15 protein-coding genes are annotated in these 18,853 nt (G+C 63.0%); 3 read left to right on the top strand and 12 right to left on the bottom strand.

The genetic code is table 11. The annotated features are described in order from the left end of the window. Positions 1–11 precede the first annotated feature (11 nt). Positions 12–1,940 (bottom strand): EAL domain-containing protein, encoded by a 1,929-nt coding sequence (locus ACB034_RS17530; RefSeq protein ID WP_026455887.1) that lies wholly within the window; start codon positions 1,938–1,940, stop codon positions 12–14. A 66-nt stretch (positions 1,941–2,006) separates the two neighbouring features. Here ACB034_RS17530 and ACB034_RS17525 point away from each other — a divergent pair, with 66 nt between their 5' ends. The 3 genes from ACB034_RS17525 to ACB034_RS17515 all read left to right on the top strand — a co-directional run bounded on the left by ACB034_RS17525 (position 2,007) and on the right by ACB034_RS17515 (position 5,287). Further along, positions 2,007–2,177 carry a hypothetical protein gene (locus ACB034_RS17525; protein ID WP_156130737.1) on the top strand — a complete coding sequence of 57 codons (171 nt, stop codon included), beginning with the start codon at positions 2,007–2,009 and terminating at the stop codon, positions 2,175–2,177. 329 nt (positions 2,178–2,506) lie between these two features. Further along, positions 2,507–3,994 (top strand): EAL domain-containing protein, encoded by a 1,488-nt coding sequence (locus tag ACB034_RS17520; RefSeq protein ID WP_371173392.1) that lies wholly within the window; start codon positions 2,507–2,509, stop codon positions 3,992–3,994. 195 nt (positions 3,995–4,189) lie between these two features. Continuing rightward, positions 4,190–5,287 (top strand): calcium:proton antiporter, encoded by a 1,098-nt coding sequence (locus tag ACB034_RS17515; RefSeq protein WP_371173355.1) that lies wholly within the window; start codon positions 4,190–4,192, stop codon positions 5,285–5,287. Between the two features lie 66 nt (positions 5,288–5,353). Here ACB034_RS17515 and hutH read toward each other — a convergent pair whose 3' ends face one another. The 11 genes from hutH to ftsY all read right to left on the bottom strand — a co-directional run bounded on the left by hutH (position 5,354) and on the right by ftsY (position 18,817). After that, positions 5,354–6,886 carry a histidine ammonia-lyase gene (gene hutH / locus ACB034_RS17510; RefSeq protein WP_371173354.1) on the bottom strand — a complete coding sequence of 511 codons (1,533 nt, stop codon included), beginning with the start codon at positions 6,884–6,886 and terminating at the stop codon, positions 5,354–5,356. Further along, entirely contained in the window at positions 6,879–8,597 is a 1,719-nt protein-coding gene (gene hutU, locus ACB034_RS17505) for a urocanate hydratase (RefSeq protein WP_371173353.1), read from the bottom strand. Before hutU ends, hutH begins: the two co-directional genes overlap by 8 nt. A gap of 28 nt (positions 8,598–8,625) precedes the next feature. Beyond that, positions 8,626–9,570 carry a formimidoylglutamase gene (hutG, locus tag ACB034_RS17500; RefSeq protein ID WP_371173352.1) on the bottom strand — a complete coding sequence of 315 codons (945 nt, stop codon included), beginning with the start codon at positions 9,568–9,570 and terminating at the stop codon, positions 8,626–8,628. Continuing rightward, on the bottom strand, positions 9,567–10,790 hold the full coding sequence (gene hutI, locus ACB034_RS17495; RefSeq protein ID WP_371144900.1) for an imidazolonepropionase: 1,224 nt from the start codon (positions 10,788–10,790) through the stop codon (positions 9,567–9,569). Before hutI ends, hutG begins: the two co-directional genes overlap by 4 nt. A gap of 156 nt (positions 10,791–10,946) precedes the next feature. Further along, positions 10,947–12,269: a YjiH family protein gene (locus ACB034_RS17490; protein WP_371173351.1), complete on the bottom strand. Its 1,323-nt coding sequence runs from the start codon at positions 12,267–12,269 to the stop codon at positions 10,947–10,949. A 107-nt stretch (positions 12,270–12,376) separates the two neighbouring features. After that, positions 12,377–13,081 carry a histidine utilization repressor gene (gene hutC / locus ACB034_RS17485; RefSeq protein WP_223379748.1) on the bottom strand — a complete coding sequence of 235 codons (705 nt, stop codon included), beginning with the start codon at positions 13,079–13,081 and terminating at the stop codon, positions 12,377–12,379. A gap of 10 nt (positions 13,082–13,091) precedes the next feature. Then, positions 13,092–13,751: a carbonate dehydratase gene (can, locus tag ACB034_RS17480; protein ID WP_026457132.1), complete on the bottom strand. Its 660-nt coding sequence runs from the start codon at positions 13,749–13,751 to the stop codon at positions 13,092–13,094. 126 nt (positions 13,752–13,877) lie between these two features. Further along, positions 13,878–14,732: an RNA polymerase sigma factor RpoH gene (gene rpoH / locus ACB034_RS17475; RefSeq protein ID WP_371173350.1), complete on the bottom strand. Its 855-nt coding sequence runs from the start codon at positions 14,730–14,732 to the stop codon at positions 13,878–13,880. 450 nt (positions 14,733–15,182) lie between these two features. Beyond that, positions 15,183–16,136 (bottom strand): permease-like cell division protein FtsX, encoded by a 954-nt coding sequence (gene ftsX / locus ACB034_RS17470; RefSeq protein WP_026457130.1) that lies wholly within the window; start codon positions 16,134–16,136, stop codon positions 15,183–15,185. Between the two features lie 197 nt (positions 16,137–16,333). Beyond that, positions 16,334–17,002: a cell division ATP-binding protein FtsE gene (gene ftsE / locus ACB034_RS17465; RefSeq protein WP_026457129.1), complete on the bottom strand. Its 669-nt coding sequence runs from the start codon at positions 17,000–17,002 to the stop codon at positions 16,334–16,336. Positions 17,003–17,053: 51 nt separating this feature from the next. Then, the gene (ftsY, locus tag ACB034_RS17460) at positions 17,054–18,817 is read right to left on the bottom strand and encodes a signal recognition particle-docking protein FtsY (protein WP_371173349.1); all 1,764 of its coding nucleotides are present in this window, start codon (positions 18,815–18,817) and stop codon (positions 17,054–17,056) included. Positions 18,818–18,853: the final 36 nt, after the last annotated feature.

Below are 18,853 nucleotides of genomic sequence, written 5' to 3'. Positions count from 1 at the left end.
CGCCGCCCGGCTCAGACGCCGACCGGTTCTATCAGCAGCCGCTCCGGCGCGGCAAACCAGGGTCCCTGACCGGCGTGCACCCCGAGGTGGCGCAGCATCTTCCACTCCTCTTCGCTCTCCACCCCCACCGCCAACACCCGGGTCGGAGTGTTGGCGCAGCCCCCCACCAGACTGCGTACCGCCATCTGGTTGACTTGGCGGGTGTGGATCTCCCGCACCAGGCTGGGATGCAGCTTGAGGAAGTTGATCTCGAACTCCTTGATGTACTGGGTGCTCACCACATCCTGGCCGGCGTGGTCGATGGCCAGGCGGCAGCCAAGCATGCGCAGGGAGCGCAGTGGCCGCTTGAGCGCCTCGTAATGACGGGTGACCTGGGCTTCCGACAGCTGCAGCACCAGCCGTTCGTTGGTGCTGCGCGGCAGCTGGAACAGGGCGAAGAAGAGCCAACGCTGGAATTCGCGATGAAGCAGGCTCTGGGCGCTCAGGGTCAGGCTGATGGGGCAGCTGTGCTCGGCGCGCTGGCGCAGCAGCTGCAGGGTCTGCTCCGCCACCAGCCGATCCAGTTGCAGCAGCATCCCCACCTTCTCCGCCATCGGCATGAAGACTCCGGCTGGCAGGGCGCGCCCCTGCTCATCGTGGAGATAGGTGAGCAGCTCCTGCTGCAATACCACCTGGCCGCGATCCTGCTGGATCGCCTGGGTGTAGAAGTCGATGCCATGTTCCTCGAGGCGGCGACCAATCAGGGTGCGCCAACGCACCGAGCCCTTGCTGCTCTGCTCCTCCTCCAGTTGCTTCTCGTAGAGGAACCAGCCGTTGTGACCCTGCAGGCGGGCGCTCTTGAGGGCCAGCTCGGCCTCCTCCTGCACCTTGAGCAGGCTGTCCTGGGAGTGGTAACAGACGGCGCCGAGATAGACGGCGGTCTCGGGGTTGACCTCGTCCGGCCAATGCAGGCGCTGCAAGCTCTTGAGCAGCTGGCTGGCGCTGTCCACCATCTCGCTCTCGGACATGTTGGGCAGCAGTACGGCAAACACCTGGCCGGCGTAACGCGCCTGCAGGGCGCCGCTGTGCTTGCGCACGAAGGCGCCTATGGTCGCGCTCGCCTGAGCCAGCAGGTCGGGGCCAAGCTGCTCGTATTGCTCGGCCTCCAGCTCCTCCAGACAGGCGAGATCGATAAGCAGCACGCCGCCGCTCATCACGCTCGCCTCCATGATGGCGCTCTCCAGCCGGTTGTCGAAAAACAGGCGATTGCCGATGCCGGTCATCTTGTCGACAAAGGCGTTGCTGCGAATGAAGTTGTCGAAACGGCTGCGCTCCTTGCGGGCATCGGCCAGCTCGGCCAGCAGATGATCGAGGGCCTGACTGGCGGCCACCGGCCACTCCTCGGACGGGTCATGGCTGAGCTTGGAGAGCTTGTCATCCAGGATCAGCTGGGCACGAATCCCCAGCAACTCGGCCCCCCGCAACTGCTGACGCAACCAGCGGATGGAGTACCAGAGACCGAACACCACGATGAAGATGCCAAACGAGATGCCCGACATTGCCTCGATGGAGTACTCCACCTCCTTGAAGGGGCGTTCGAGCCGGAAATTGGCCTGCATGCCGGCCTGGTGAGGAAGCGAATGGCTGTAGGAGAGCAGCAGCTGTTCATCGACCGGGCGTTGCACATCGCGGAACCAGTAGACCCGCTGATCGTTCTGGCGCACTTCCAGCTCGACCACATGGGCGGCCCGCAGCAGGGTGGGCAGCCAGTTGCTCATCGCATCCACGTTCTGGCTGACATCCAGCTGCTCGTCGATCACCTCGACCAGGGCGTCGACCTTCTTCTGTTGCAGCTCCATGCCCAGTTCACGAAAGCTGAAGACCCCGCCGATGAGCACGGTCGCCATGGCGGCGATCACGCACAGGGTGATGAATGAGACAAGCTGTGTAGTCAGTTTCATGTGCTTTTCCGTATGCCCGGACCATCCTTGTGGCCTCATGGTAGCAGTGGGGATCACGCCGCAGCTATGGATGAAGATCCCGCTTCTGCAATTTACGCCGCAGGGAGCATAACCAAGGTGCCGGAAGAATACCAAAGATGGTGGGCTGCAGGCCCGGAGAAAGGAGAAGTGACAGAGAGAAAAATGGTCCCTGAAAAGGGACCAAAAGGAACACTCATATCAAAATATCAAAACTAACACTCTGTGCTACTGACAAAAAACAGATACAGGAGTATTGAACACACGGTGAGTCAAACCGCAGGGCTACTTTAATGCGTTTCGGATAAGCCAGGCAATTGTCACTTATGACAGGTCATCGATTAAATCAAACTCAATCAAGTCCTAAAAATCGTTTTCTTACAGTGAGTTACAAACGGCAACCTCAAATCTGATACATCAGTCTCAAGTTGATTCTGCTAATGCGCTAAGATGACGCAACCCATTTGCGTCTCGTCCAATCTGGCAGGTAACCCGTGTTACGCATTTCTCCCCTCTGGATCAGCTTGCTGCTGTTTGCCACCCCCCTCATGATCAGCCAACCCCTCAGCCCCTGGTTCAGCGATCTCGTAGCACGCCACCTGCTCGAGCAAAAAGCCGGGGAGATCAGGGAGGCGATAAGGGCACGCCACCAGGTTCTGGATACTGCGCTCAGCGCCCAGTTGCAGCAATTCCACTTCGATTGCGGCAAGCAAGACATGGCCCTGCTGCGGGATCCCCGCTTTTACAGCACTCACCTGCGCCTGCAGGGACTGGAGCTGGCGTCCGGTGTCAGCTGCTCCAGCCTGGGGCCTGGCCTCTCCCTCATCAGCGAGGCAAAGCGCAGCGGCAAGCTGCCAGGCAAAGCGGGCCTGACCGTCACTGCGGCCTATGACGACACGGAACAGGAGCTGATCGCCTATTACCATGTCAAAGACAACATCGTTTACTGGGTGCTGGATAACAGCTGGAGCCACGATCTGCTGCAACACCCCTGCCCCAACTGTTTCTACCTCGAGTTCAGCCAGCGAGACCCCGCAGCACCACCCATGATCCTCCCCCGCGGCGACAAGTCCATCAAGGCGGAAGCGGACAACCGCAGCCTGAGCTTCCAGGAAACGGGCGCTCTCACCAAGCAGACCGTCTGGGCTGGAAAAACCCTCGCCCACTACGCCCTGCTCCAGACCCGGCAATATGCCCTCTGGCTCGGCTGCGCACTGGGCCTCCTGTTCAACGCCACCTACTGGTTGCTGCGCAGCTACCGCCACTCTCTGAAGGGGATGCTGCAAAACGGTGTGACACGGCGGGAGTTCATCCCCTTCTACCAACCCATAGTGGACAGTCGCAGCCAGCAGGTGGTCGGCTTCGAGGCGCTGCTGCGCTGGCAACACAGGGGAGAGTTGCTGCCACCGGGTACCTTCATCGACTATGCGGAGGCCCAGGGGCTGATCCTGCCGATGACCGAACAACTGCTGGAGCAGGTGCTCCGCGATCTGCCACAGCTGGCCGAGGGGCAGTGGGTCAGCGTCAACCTGGTGGCGGCCCATATCGAACGCCCCCTGCTGCGCAACCTGCTGCTACAGCACGATACCCCCTTTCCCGACCGCCTGCTCTTCGAGCTGACCGAACGCAAACCCATCACCAATATCCAGGCGGCGACCCACGAGATCACCGCGCTGCAACAGATGGGTTATCGCTTCAAGCTGGACGACTTCGGTACCGGCTACGGCGGCTTTGCCTATCTGCAGCGGCTGGGGATCCGCCAGATCAAGATCGACAAGATGTTCGTCGATACCATAGGCACCCACGATCTCAAGCGCAGCGTGCTGGATGCCATCATCGCCTCGGGCCGGGAGTCCGGCATGGAGATGATTGCGGAAGGGGTGGAAACCCAGCTTCAGGCCGATTACCTGAGCCAGAGAGGCGTCTATCTGCTGCAGGGATATCTGTTCGCCAAACCCATTCCCCTGTCGGCCCTGCTGCGCTGGCAGGAGGAGTGGCTGCTTGATCATCCCCAGGAAGGGGAACATGCAGCCTGACCCTTCTTCGTCGGCTCGTGGCACCCGCACCGCGAGCCACTCTTCCCTCTTCACGCCACACAGTTACATTTCGCAACAAAATGATCCCGCTCCAGTGACGGACAGCCTTTATCATACCGGGCCAACTCACGCGCAACCGGCCATTGCGCGCCTGTTTCCCCGGTCATACGACCCCCCGCAAGAGGACCCTTGCTCATGAAGTCATTTATCCGGCAAGAGATTGCCCTGCCCGCCGGCCTGCTGACCCTGCTCTTTTTCAAGACGGCAGGCAGCGACCTGCTGACAGAGACAACACCGCTCGGGCTCTATCTGCCGGTGTCACTGGGGCTGCTGGCCGTCGTCACCTGGGCCATCTTCTCCGTGGTGCGCCACTCCGATGCCCTCGCCATCAAGCTTGGCGAGCCCTTCGGTACCCTGATCCTGACTCTGTCTGTCATCTCGCTGGAAGTGGTGATGATCTCCTCGGTGATGCTGACCGGTGAACCCAACCCCACCATGGCCCGTGACACCATGTTTGCGGTGGTGATGCTGGTGACCAACGGTCTGGTGGGTTTCACCCTGCTGTTTGGCGGCTGGCGCTACCACACCCAGAACTTCAATCTCGACGGGATCAAATCCTATCTGGTGGCCATCATACCGCTGGCCATGCTCTGCCTGGTGCTGCCCAACTTCACCGAGGGAGGCAACGCCGGCAGCCTGTCACGCGCCATGTCCTGGATGCTGATTATCGTCTCCGTGCTGCTCTACGGGGTCTTTCTGCTGATCCAGACCCGCAGCCACAGCCACTTCTTCGTCGATGGCGACCACGCGGATCACGAGGAGCACCATGGCCCGCTGAAGAGCAACGTCTACCATACCCTGCTGCTGCTGGCCTACCTGGTGGTGGTGATCCTGCTGGCCAAGACGCTGGCCATCCCCATCAACCACGGGGTACAGGTGATGGAAGCCCCGGCGGCATTGGGCGGCTTCATCGTCGCCTGTATCGTGCTGGCCCCCGAGGCGGTGGGCGCCATCAAGGCGGCCTTCAACAACCAGCTGCAACGGGCCATGAACCTCTATTTCGGTTCCGTGCTGGCCACCATCGCCCTCACGGTGCCGGCCGTGCTCTTTATCGGCTCCCTGATGGGACAGGAGGTGCGCCTGGGGCTCGCCCCTGCCGATATGGTGCTACTGGTCACCACCCTGATGGTGTGCAAGGTCACCTTCAGCAGCGGCCGCACCCACGCCCTGCACGGGGCGACCCACCAGGTGCTGTTCGTGGTCTATCTGTTTCTGATGTTCGAGCACGGCTGACACCGTGCCACGGATATGAAAAAGACCGCCCGATGGGCGGTCTTTTGTTATGAGCGGAGTGACGGCTTAGAGGCTGGGCAGCATGCCGGCCGGCAGCAGATCGTTGTAGCTGGTGGTGCCAAGCAGGCTCGCCGCCGCCTCGATGTCCGGGGCGAAGTACCTGTCCTTGTCGTAGAAGGGAACGTGGGCGCGCAGGCGTCCCTTGGCCGCTTCCACCCCTTCACTGGCGCGCAGCGGGGCACGGAAATCCAGCCCCTGGGCGGCAGCCAGCAGCTCGACCGCCAGGATGCCGCGGGTGTTCTCGGCCATGTCTGCCAGCCGGCGGCCGGCGAAGGTGGCCATGGAGACGTGGTCTTCCTGGTTGGCGGAGGTGGGCAAGCTGTCCACCGAGGCCGGGTGAGCCAGGGTCTTGTTCTCGGAGGCCAGCGCCGCCGAGGTGACCTGGGCGATCATGAAGCCCGAGTTCACGCCGCCGTTGTTGACCAGGAAGGGAGGCAGGCCCGACATGCGCGAGTCGATGAGCAGGGCCATGCGTCGCTCGGACAGGGAGCCGATCTCGGCGATGGCCAGCGCCAGGTTGTCGGCGGCGAAGGCCACGGGTTCTGCGTGGAAGTTGCCGCCGGAGATGATCTCCTCGTCATCGGCAAACACCAGCGGGTTGTCGGAGACCGAGTTGGCTTCGCACACCAATACCTCGGCAGCCTGGCGGATCTGGGTCAGGCAGGCGCCCATCACCTGAGGCTGGCAGCGCAGGGAGTAGGGATCCTGCACCTTCTCGCAGTTGTGGTGGGACATGCCGATCTCGCTGAGATCCCCGAGCAGGTGGCGGTAGCAGGTGGCCGCGTCGATCTGGCCTCGCTGGCCGCGCACCGCGTGGATGCGGGCATCGAACGGACGGCGGCTGCCCAGCGCCGCCTCGACGCTCATGGCGCCGATGACGGTGGCGCCGGCGAACAGATCCTCGGCGTGGAACAGCCCCTCCAGGGCAAAGGCGGTGCTCGCCTGGGTGCCGTTGAGCAGGGCCAGCCCCTCTTTCGGCGCCAGGGCGATGGGTTCGAGCCCGGCGATGCGCAGAGCCTCGGACGCCGCGATCTCGCGCCCGTCGTGGCGAGCCTTGCCCTCACCGATCAACAGGCAGCTCATATGGGCCAGGGGCGCCAGGTCGCCGGAGGCACCCACGGAGCCCTTCTTCGGCACCAGGGGATAGACGCCTGCGTTGACCAGCTTCATCAGGGCCTCCAGCACCAGGGGGCGGATGCCGGAGAAGCCACGGGACAGGGAGTTGAGTTTGAGCACCATCATCAGGCGCACGGTGGCGTCGGACATGTACTCGCCGATGCCGGCGGCGTGGGAGAGCACGATGGAGCGCTGCAGCTCGTCGAGCTGATCCACCGGGATCCGGGTGTTGGCCAGAAGACCGAAGCCGGTGTTGATGCCGTACACCACGCGGCCCTGTTCGATCACCCGGGAGACTGTGTCGGCGGAGGCCTGGATCGCCGGCAGGGCGGCCGAGTTCAGGGAGAGGTGGACCGGCTCACGGCTAACGCGGCGCAGGGTGGCGAGATCCAGCTCGCCCGGGGTAATGGTCAGTTCAAACATCTTGGTTCACCTTCTTGACGCCGTCGGCGCCGTCGATCATCGGCAGATCCAGCCCCTGCTCGCGGGCACATTCGATGGCAATCTCGTAACCGGCGTCGGCGTGACGCATCACCCCGGTGCCCGGGTCGTTGCGCAGCACCCGGCCGACGCGGCGAGCCGCATCGTCGCTACCGTCACAGACGATCACCACACCGGAGTGCTGGGAGAAGCCCATGCCGACCCCGCCACCGTGGTGCAGCGACACCCAGGTCGCGCCACCCGCTGTGTTGAGCAGGGCGTTGAGCAGCGGCCAGTCGGAGACGGCGTCGGAGCCGTCCATCATGGACTCGGTCTCGCGGTTCGGGCTCGCCACCGAGCCGGAGTCCAGGTGGTCGCGGCCGATGACGACGGGGGCTTTCAGTTCGCCGTTCTTCACCATCTCGTTGAAGGCCAGGCCCAGGCGTACCCGATCCTTGACCCCGACCCAGCAGATCCGCGCCGGCAGGCCCTGGAAGGCGATGCGTTCGCGGGCCATGTCGAGCCAGTTGTGCAGGTGGGGATCGTCCGGGATCAGCTCCTTCACCTTCTGATCGGTCTTGTAGATGTCTTCCGGATCGCCGGAGAGCGCCACCCAGCGGAACGGGCCAATGCCCTCGCAGAATAGCGGGCGGATATAGGCCGGGACGAAACCGGGGAAATCGAAGGCATTCTTGACCCCCTCTTCCAGCGCCATCTGGCGGATGTTATTCCCATAATCGAGCGTGGCAGCACCGCGGGCCTGCAGGGTCAGCATGGCCTCCACCTGGCGAGCCATGGAACGGCGGGCGGCCACGTTGACCTCTTGCGGCGCGCTCTTCTGCAGGTCGCGCCACTGGGCCACGCTCCAGCCCTGGGGCAGGTAGCCGTGGATCGGGTCGTGGGCTGAGGTCTGGTCGGTCACCACGTCCGGCGTGATGCCGCGGGCCACCAACTCGGCGAAGACGTCGGCGGCATTGCCGAGCAGGCCGACGGAGACGGCAGTGCCGATCTGTTTGGCTTCCTCGACCATGGCCAGCGCCTCATCCAGGCTATGGGCCTTCTTGTCGACGTAGCGGGTCTTGAGGCGAAAATCGATGCGGGTCTCGTCGCACTCCACGGCGATCATCGAGAAGCCGGCCATGGTGGCGGCCAGCGGCTGGGCGCCGCCCATGCCACCGAGCCCGCCGGTGAGGATCCAGCGCCCTTTGGGTTCGCCGTTGAAGTGCTGGTTCGCCACGGCGAAGAAGGTCTCGTAGGTGCCCTGCACGATCCCCTGAGTACCGATGTAGATCCAGGAGCCGGCGGTCATCTGGCCGTACATCATCAGGCCCTTCTTATCGAGCTCGTTGAAGTGCTCCCAGTTGGCCCAGTGCGGCACCAGGTTGGAGTTGGCAATCAGCACCCGCGGGGCGTCCTTGTGGGTCTGGAACACCCCCGCCGGCTTGCCCGACTGCACCAGCAGGGTCTGGTCGTCCTCGAGGCGAGTCAGCACCTCGACGATCTTGTCGTAGCAGGCCCAGTTGCGAGCGGCGCGGCCGATGCCACCGTACACCACCAGAGACTGGGGATGCTCCGCCACGTCAGGATCCAGGTTGTTCATCAACATGCGTAGAGGCGCTTCGGTGAGCCAGCTCTTGGCGGTCAGCTGTGTGCCATGGGGGGCTCGGATGATCCGGTTGGGATCATGACGAGGATCCTGGTGTTGCAGGGACATAGACACTCCTTGTGTATGGATTCGGTCACTACTTGGTTAACTGGTGGACCAGACGAGCCGCCACGCGGGCGCTACGGCTGTCGAGATCCAGGTTCGGGTTGTACTCGGCCAGATCGGCGAGCCTGAGCTTGCCGCTGGCCCGGATATGGGCGATGAGCGGTTCAATGACCGCCAACTCCACGCCGCGGGCGGCCGGCGCACTGACGCCGGGCATGACGGCAGCGGGCAGCACGTCGAGATCGATGGTGAGATAGAGGTGATCGCAGCGGGCGATGAAGGCATCCAACCCCGCCAGCAGGACAGGCAGCTCGCTCTGGGTCATCGCCTCATCCAGCACGTGCCACACCCCCAACGTTTGCGCTCTGGCAAAAAGCGCCTGAGTATTGGCGGTCTCGGCCACCCCGAGGCAGGCGTAGGTAAAGGGCGAGCCTTGCGCCGCGCACTGCTCGGCGATCTGGAAGAAGGGAGTGCCGGAGCTCGCCTGCTCCTGTTTCATGCGCAGGTCGAAGTGGGCGTCGAAGTTGATGATGCCCACCCTGCCACGGCCGCCCAGATGACGGTTGAGGCCGCTCCAGCTGCCAAACGCCACCTCGTGACCGCCCCCCAGTACCAGCGGGAACTGGCCCTGCCCCAGCGCAGCGGCGACCCGCTCGGCCAGCCGCTCGTGGGCAACGTCGAGATCCCCGTCCTCACAGCGCACGTCGCCGCCGTCGTAGACGGGCTGACTCAGGTGCCAGGCGGTGTTGGCGAGCAGCTTGCGAATGGCCAGCGGCGCGCCGGCGGCGCCGACCCGCCCCTTGTTGCGGCGCACCCCCTCGTCACAGGCAAAGCCGAGCAACACCACGCCGGGCGCCTCGTCCTGCGCCTGCCAGGGCTGCGCTTCTTGCCAAGGCAGAACTTTGTCGTGCCAGCGCAGGGCCAGGGCGCCGTCTTCCGGGTCCTGACGACCCTGCCATACCTGCATCTCGCTCATGCCAGACCTCCCAGGGTTTCCTGTCCTTTCACTACCCGCGCCACCAGCTGGTCGACGCCGACCTGATAGGCCAGCTCGGCCGGGTGGGCGCACGACCAGACCAGGAAGTCGGCCTCCATGCCTACCTTGAGCTGACCCAGCCCTGCTTCGCCAAGCGCCGTGGCGCCGTGACGGGTGACGCCACACAGCGCCTCCTCCGGGGTGAGACGAAACAGGGTGCAGGCCATGTTCATGGCCAGACGCAGGGAGACCAGCGGCGAGGTGCCGGGGTTGATGTCGGAGGCGACCGCGATGGGCACGCCGGCCTCGCGCAGCGCCTGCACCGGCGGCAAGGTGGTGTCGCGCAGGAAGTAGAAGGCGCCGGGCAGCAGCACCGCCACCGTGCCGCTCTCGGCCAGGGCGGCGATGCCGGCGGCATCCAGGTGTTCCAGGTGATCCACCGAGAGGGCGCGGTAGCGGGCGGCGAGCGCGCTGCCGCCCAGGTTGGAGAGCTGCTCCATGTGCCCCTTGACCGGCAGGCCGTGGGCACGGGCGGCGGCGAAGACTCGCTCGCACTGGGCCAGGTTGAAGGCGATCCCCTCGCAGAAGACGTCGACCGCGTCGGCCAGCCCCTCGGCGGCAGCGATCGGGATCAGCTGGTCGCAGATGAGATCGACCCAGCCATCCGCGTCGAACTCGGGCGGCACGGCGTGGGCCGCCAGCAGGGTGGTCCGTACCCGCACCGGCAGAGCGCGGCCAAGGCGACGCGCGACCCGCAGCATCTTGAGCTCGTCTTCCAGGGTCAGGCCATACCCGGACTTGATCTCGACCGTGGTGACCCCTTCGCGCAGCAGGCTCTTGAGCCGGGCGGCCGCCAGCATGAACAGCTCCTCCTCGCTGGCCGCTCGGGTGGCACGCACCGTGCTGAGGATGCCGCCACCCTGGCGGGCGATCTCGCTGTAGGGGACCCCCTGCAGCCGCTGCTCGAACTCGGCGGCGCGGCTGCCGGCATAGATGAGGTGGGTGTGGCAGTCGATAAGACCCGGGGTCGCCAGGCGGCCCTTCATATCCTGCCAGCTCTCGGGGAAGGGCCCGGTCAGCTCGCTCATGGGGATCAGGGCGTGGATCCGGCCCGCTTTCACGCCGAGGGCATGGGAGGCCAGGAGGCCATAGCCATCGCTCATGGTAGCGGGGATGAGGTTGATCCAGACCCGATCGCAGGCCAGCAGTTCCTTGTTCATGCCAGACTCCAAATGTATATACAAATATGTATAGTCGATCGTGGGTGAAAAGGGAAGATCCTTCATCACATTTCTGTAACAGGCTTAACACAAGGGCCGAAAAGAAAAAAGCCCGCACAATGCGGGCAAAACGAGCGCGCTATTTTGTATATACAATCAACCTATCCAGCCCAGAGCAAGGCCAAGGCGACCAGCCAGCGCGGCCAACAGGATGCCGAGCAGGGTGCGCTGCAACCAAATGACCAGCAGCTGCCCCACTCCGATGGGGATGCGGGTGGCCAGGATGCAGGGGATGGAGGCGGAGAAGAACAATACAGTGCTCACCGACACCACGGCGGCCACGTAGCGGGTCAGCAGATCCGCCTCCTTGAGCAGGATGGCTGGCAGGAACATCTCGGCCAGGCCGGCGGCGAGGGCCCGCGCCGTCTCCAGAGGCTCCCCCAGCTGCAGCAGCCAGGTCAGCGGCCAGAGCAGCCAGCCGATGACGTCGAACAGGGGGGTGTACTTGGCGAGCAGCAGGCCAAGCAGCCCCACCGAGAGGATGGTGGGCACCACGGCCGCCGCCATCCGGATGCCGTCGCGCAGGTTGTCGAGCAGCTGGCGGCCGATGGGGTCGGCACCGCGGGTCTGGGCCAGCCCGGTGGCCAGCGCCATCTGCCAGCGATTGACGCCATCCGGCAGGGGCACCTCGGCCTCCCCCGCGTCATCCAGCCGGCTGATGGGCGGCACCCGGGCCAGGATGGCGGTGATGAGGAAGGTGATGACCAGGGTCGACCAGAAGTAGAAGTTCCAGTGTTCCATCAGGCCGAGCGTCTTGGCCACGATGATCATGAAGGCGGCCGAGACGGTGGAGAAACCGGTGGCGATGATGGCCGCCTCGCGCACCGAGTACTTGCCGGCGGCAAACACCCGATCCGTGATGAGCAGGCCCACCGAGTAGCTGCCGACAAAGGAGGCCACCGCGTCAATGGCCGAGTGGCCCGGGGTGCGCCACAGGGGGCGCATCACCGGCTGCATCAGCACTCCGATGAACTCGAGCAGGCCGAAACCGAGCAGGAAGGTGAGCAACATGGCGCCGAGCGGCACTATGAGGCCAACCGACAGGGCCAGCTTGTCAAACAGGAAGGGCAGACGATCCGGCGTCATCAGCCAGGCGGGCCCCGTGCCTGTCACGTAGAGCAGCGCCAGCGCGAGGCCGAGCAGCTTGAACAGGGTCAGCAGCCGGTCGATGAGGCGGCCACGCCAGCGGCCGTCAAAAAAGGGGCGAGCGGCGCCATAGGCGATCAACGCCAGGATCAGACCAACGGCCAGGGGTCGCTGCCCCATCAGGGCGCCGGCCAGGTGATCCACCAGTATAGTGCTGCGCCCCGCCAGCTCGAACGGCACGAAGAAGGCGCCGATGCCAAGCACGCTGGTGAGCAACAGCTTGAGACCGGCGCCGCCACGCGCGGTCGAGTCGAGAGTGTATTCCGGTTCCATGATTTCCTCCCTGAGTGAACGGGCGTCCTCCGGACGCTAAAATGTATATACATTTATAGCGCCCGATGGCAGGAAGGAAATGAAAAGTTACCTTTGTGTTACAACTTCTATTCGATCCGTGTCTTGGATCTCAGTTTGTAGCGGGATCCCGGCGACAGCAGGCGAGCGTAGGAGACCAGCACGCCGTCCGACCAGGTGCGCCGGTGCAGCAGCAGGCAGGGAGTATCGACCCGCACCTGCAACAGAGCGGCCTCGCCGGCGCTCGGCTGCACCGCCTCGACTACGTGCTCCATCTCGGAGAGGGGGCAGACCTGCATCAGGTAATGGTTGGGGGTCAGGGTGGTGAAGTCCTGCTCCCCGTAGCCCGGCAGGCGTTCGGCGTCGACGAACCGCTCCTCGAGCTGCAGCGGCTCGTCGTCGGCCTGATGGACGATCAGGCTGTGGAAGATGGGGGCGCCGACCCGAAGGCCAAGCTGCACCGCCACCTTCTCGTCCGCCTTCTGCCGCTCCAGCCGGATCACCCGGCTGCCGTGGCGGGCACCGCGCTCGGTGATCTCGTCCGCGATGTTGCGGATCTCGAGCAGTGGCGACTCGGTGCGCCTGTCCGCCACAAAGCTGCCGGATCCCGCGGTGCGCACCAGCCACCCCTCGGCCGTCAGCTCGCGCAGGGCCTTGTTGACCGTCATCCGGCTGACGCCGAACTGATCGCACAGGACTGCCTCGGTCGGGATCTTGTCTCCCGCCTGATAATGGCGTTCGCGGATCCCGTCCAGGATGTGTTGCTTTATCTGCAGGTAGAGGGCTGGAGCCAAGGTCGGATCCTCAGCGGCGGCGATGCGGCGGACGCATGTCCGGCCAGGCGCGGTAGACGTCCGGGATCTGCTCGGGACCGCTGATGCAGAGATCGAGATCGTGCAGCAAACCGTCCTTGATGCCGTAGATCCAGCCATGTACCGCCAGCTCCTGACCCTTGCGCCAGGCGTTCTGGATGATGGTGGTATGGCAGACGTTGGCCACCTGCTCGGCCACGTTCAGCTCGCACAGATAGTCGAAGCGCTCATGCTCGTCGTCGATGGCATCGAGCTGTTCGCTGTATTTGAAGTAGACGTCCTTGATGTTGCGCAGCCAGTTGTCGATGAGGCCCAGCTCCTGGTTCTGCATCGCCGCCTTGACGCCACCACAGCCGTAGTGGCCGCAGACGATGATGTGCTTCACCTTGAGCACCTCGACCGCATATTGCAGCACGGACAGACAGTTGAAGTCGGTGTGCACCACCAGGTTGGCGACGTTGCGATGGACGAACACATCCCCCGGCAACAGTCCCATCAGCTGGTTCGCCGGCACCCGGCTGTCGGAGCAGCCGATCCAGAGGTATTCCGGCGCCTGCTGGGCGGAGAGGGTGGCGAAGAAATCGGGATCTTCGGCCTTGATCCGCTCGGCCCACTCGCGGTTATTGGTAAACAGATCGTTCAACAGTTTCACTTCTGCTCTCCATTATTTGGCAGTGGCGGCAACATAACACACCCATGGGTAACCTGGGCAAGCCTCAACAGATCCGGCCTGATACAAAAACAGGGCCATCAGGCCCTGTTTTCAATGACGGAGGCATCAGGCCTCCATGGCATCCTTCAATTTCTTGAGGGCGTTCTTCTCGAGCTGACGCACGCGCTCGGCGGAGACGCCGTAGGTATCGGCCAGCTCCTGCAGCGTGGTTTTGCTCTCGTCGTCCAGCCAGCGGGCGCGGATGATGTGCTGGCTGCGCTCGTCCAGAGTGGCGAGGGCGGAACTCAGGCGACGGGTCGCGTGATCGTCCCAGTTGTCGTTCTCGATGGTGGCGGCCAGATCGGAGGATTTGTCCTCCAGATAGTGGACGGGGGCGAAGCCACCCTCATCGTCATCATCGCCGACCAGATCGAATGCCTGATCATAGTTGCTCATGCGCGCTTCCATCTCGGTCACGTCGCTGGCGGAGACGCCAAGATCGGCGGCCACGGCCTGAACCTCTTCGTGGTTCAGCCAGCCCAGACGCTTCTTGGACTTGCGCAGGTTGAAGAAGAGCTTGCGCTGGGCCTTGGTGGTAGCCACCTTGACCATGCGCCAGTTGCGCAGAACATACTCGTGAATTTCGGCCTTGATCCAGTGCACGGCGAAGGAGACCAGGCGCACACCCACGCTAGGGTCGAAGCGCTTGACCGCCTTCATCAGACCGATATTGCCTTCCTGAACCAGGTCAGCCTGGGGCAGGCCGTAACCGGCATAACTCTTGGCCACGTGAACGACAAAACGCAGGTGCGACATGACCAGCTGACGAGCAGCCTCGAGATCGCCATCCTGCTGCAAACGCTCAGCCAGCTCACGCTCTTCCTCTGCGCTCAGCACCGGAATCGAGTTAACTGCCTGGATATAGCCTTCCAGACTACCTTGCGGAATCAAAGCCATAGTGCGCTGCAATGAAGTTCCCATCTGTTACCTCTTACTTTTCAATCAAATCAGTCTAACACCCTGAGAGGGTCTGTCTACTGACCGGACGTCATTCTGCGGCTTGCATCATACATCAAACCCAGTTTCAGACTGGGTTATCTTAGGCCGGCAGGATGAATCATGAATGAACAGTCAAAAAAAGGGGGTCACAATCAAGGACCCCCGAAAAGTAGCATGCTAAGTCCATTGTTGCGGAGCTCGCAACCTTCACATGCTTGCCAAGTCAGACGAGCAAGGCATAGGGGCCATACCCGTATAAATGCTTCAGCTTGATAGACCGTTTATAGTGCAGAAGGTTCACTGGATCCCGCGAAGATCCCGGGGATCATTATTACCCAGAATACTCTGACAATGCGGTCCGAGCCAGAAAAGGCCACTTTTTTACTTGATCCAGTTCGCAAAATCCAGTGATTTACTTTGATGATAAATTAATCAGGACGGTTCTATGTCGCGAATGTGGCGATGAACCGAGAACCAGGAGGCGATCAGCCCCAGCAAGGCCCCGAGCAGTATGAGGTTGAAACCGTCAAACGCCCCCATTCCCACCAGCCGGAAGTTGCTGTTGTAAAGCCCCGCCAGCTCCTTCACCACCCCTTCGCTCCAGATCACCATCACCTCGGTCAGCCACCAGGCCAGCATGCCGCCAATGACGCCGAACCAGATGCCGGTATAAAGGAAGGGACGATGAATAAAGGAGTCGGTCGCCCCCACCAGCTTGAGCACCTCGATCTCGGATCGCTGGTTGAGGATATTGAGGCGCAGGGTGTTGCCGACGATCAGCAGCACGGCGGAGAGCAGCAGCACGGCGATGCCGGTGATGGTGTGGCGCAGCAGGTTCATGATCCCCTGCAGCCGGGTCAGCCACTGCAGATCCAGCTTGCCCTGCTCCACCCCGTTTTCGTTGTTGAGCTTGCCGAGTAGCTCGGCGGCCCCTTCCGGATTCTGCCAGCGGGGATCCGGGATCACACTCAGCACCGGCGGCAGCGGATTGCTGTCGAGGTAATCAAGCGCATCGCCGAAACCGGAGATCTCGCGAAACTCCCTGAGTGCATCATCCCGGCTCAGATAGGTCACCGAGTCCACCTCGGGATAGAGCAGGATCCGCTGCTGCAGATCAAGGATGCTCTGCTCCGGCAGGTCCTTGCGCAAATAGAGGGAGATCTGGGAGCTGTTCTGCCAGCTTCCCTCTACGATCTCGGCGTTTTTCAGCAGCACGTGGAAGCAGGAAGGCAGCGCCAGGCTGACCCCCAGCACTGCCAGCGTCATCAGGGAGGCGAGCGGATTGCGCCACAGCTCCCCCAGGCTGGCGAAAGCCTGGCGCACATGATCCACGCCATACATCATCAGGCGGCGCAGTGGCGGCTGTTTATGACGAACGATAGCCATCAGCGCTCTCCCCCATGTCGAATATCGGCGATGTGATCCATCCACATGACCATCATCAGGCGGCGCAGCGGTGGCTGTTTATGACGAACGATAGCCATCAGCACTCTCCCCCATGTCGAATATCGGCGATGTGGTCCATCCACATGACCATCATCAGGCGGCGCAGTGGCGGCTGTTTATGACGAACGATGGCCATATCAGAGCTCCTCCCCTTGCGAATACATGCGACCCGCCTTGAGGGTCAGGGTGCGGTAGCGCATGCGGGCGATGAGGCCGAGATCGTGAGTGGCAATCAGCACCGACACCCCGAAGCGGTTGAACTCCTCGAACAACCGCATGATGTCCATGGAGAGCTGGGGATCCAGGTTGCCAGTCGGCTCGTCCGCCAGCAGCAGCGGCGGCTTGTTGACGATGGCGCGGGCGATCCCCACCCGCTGCTGCTCACCACCGGACAGCATGCGCGGCTGATAACGCTCCTTGCCGAGCAGCCCCACCTTGTCGAGGGCTGCAGCGACCCGCTTGTTGATATCGGCGTGGCTGTAGCCATCGATCACCAGCGGCAGGGCCACGTTGTCGAACACGGTTCTGTCCATCAGCAGGCGATGATCCTGGAAGATCATGCCGATCTGGCGGCGAACATAGGGGATCTGGCTGCGCTGGATATGGCTGACGTCATCGCCATGAAAGAAAACGCGACCATCGGTCGGTCGCTCCATCACACTGATCAGTTTCAGGAGAGTGCTCTTGCCCGCTCCCGAGTGCCCGGTCAGGAAAGCCATCTCCCCCTTGCGCAGGTGAAAGCTGACCTTCTGCAGCGCCTGATGACCGCCGCTGTATACCTTGCTGACCTTGTCAAAACGAATCATAACGGTTCCCTGACATTGACAAGCCCCGACCTGGGCCGGGGCATGCTGCGGTTACTCATCGCGACTGAAGAGCGCCTCGATAAAATCGTTGGCCACGAAGGGACGCAGGTCGTCAATCCCTTCGCCGACCCCGATATAGCGGATCGGGATCTGGAATTTGTCCGCCACCGCGAAGATGACGCCCCCCTTGGCGGTGCCGTCGAGCTTGGTGAGGGTGATACCGGTCAGGCCCACCGCCTCGCTGAACAGCTTGGCCTGGCTCAGGGCATTCTGGCCGGTGCCTGCGTCCAGGGTCAGCATGATCTCGTGAGGGGCCTCCTCGTCGAGCTTCTTCATCACCCGCACCACCTTCTTGAGCTCTTCCATCAGGTTGCTCTTGTTTTGCAGGCGACCGGCAGTATCGGCGATCAACACGTCAGCACCACGGGAACGCGCGGCCTCGATGGCATCAAAGATGACGGAGGCGGAATCGGCACCGGTGTGCTGGGCGATCACCGGGATATTGTTGCGCTGACCCCACACCTGCAGCTGCTCGACGGCAGCGGCCCGGAAGGTATCACCGGCGGCCAGCATGACGCTCTTGCCCTCGGCCTGGAACTGCTTGGCCAGTTTGCCGATGGTAGTGGTCTTGCCCACCCCATTCACACCAACCATCAGGATGACGTAGGGCTTCTTGCCGGTATCGATCACCAGCGGCTGCTCGACCTTGGCCAGCATGGCGCCCATGTCCTGCTTGAGCAGACCGTAGAGCGCCTCGGCATCCTTCAACTGCTTGCGATCCGCATGCTGCACCAGCCCTTCGATAATACGGGTCGTGGTATCCACGCCAAGATCGGCGGTCAGCAGCTGGGTCTCCAGCTCTTCAAACAGATCATCATCGATCTTCTTGCCACGGAACAGGCTGAAGAAGCCGGAACCAATGTTTTCCTTGGTGCGCACCAGGCTGCGCTTGAGACGGGCAAAGAAGCCCTCGCGCTGCGGTTTTTCCTGGGTGTCATCCTCTACGGCTGCGGCCAGTGGCAAGGCTGCCAGCGCGGCGGCTTCAGCCTCGGCGACAATACGAGCCTCTTCCGCTGCCTGCGCTTCGGCGGCGATACGGGCCTCTTCTGCGGCTTTCGCTTCGGCGGCAATGCGGGCTTCTTCCTCTGCCTTCGCTTCGGCGGCGATACGGGCTTCTTCCGCGGCCTGTGCCTCCGCGGCGATGCGGGCCTCTTCCGCAGCCTGCGCTTCGGCGGCGATGCGCGCCTCTTCCGCAGCCTTTGCCTCGGCGGCGATACGGGCCTCTTCCGCGGCTTTCGCTTCGGCGGCGATGCGGGCTTCTTCCGCAGCCTGCGCTTCGGCAGCGATACGGGCTTCTTCCGCGGCCTGCGCTTCGGCGGCGATGCGGGCCTCTTCCGCGGCCTTCGCTTCAGCGGCGATACGCGCCTCTTCGGCAGTCTTCGCTTCGGCTGCGATACGGGCTTCTTCTGCGGCCTTCGCCTCGGCGGCGATGCGGGCCTCTTCGGCTGCCCGGGCTTCATCTGTCATCAGTGATTCATTGACGATCACCGGTTCCAGATCGGAGGCGCACTCCTCCACCACCAACGGCCCTTTGGCATCGGGTTCGGCGGGTTGGCAGCATTCATCATGCTCGGCAGAGGAAGGCTCGCTGGTGGGCACCTCGGGAGAGAGTGCCGGCACTGTGTCGGCGGCTGGGGTAGCAGGAACCTCAGGTTCAGCGGTAACAGGGGTGGCTTGCGGTGTCTGTGGTTGGACAGCCTCAGCCTCTTCTTTCTTGCGGCCGAAACCCAGCCAGGAAAACAAACCTTTTGCCATCTAAAAAATACTCACATCGTTGGCTGACTGCTAAGA

The sequence above is a fragment of the Aeromonas sp. S18(2024) genome (genome assembly GCF_041402525.1).
Classification (GTDB): Bacteria; Pseudomonadota; Gammaproteobacteria; order Enterobacterales; family Aeromonadaceae; genus Aeromonas; species Aeromonas enteropelogenes.
This window is presented reverse-complemented; position numbering and strand designations above follow the sequence as displayed.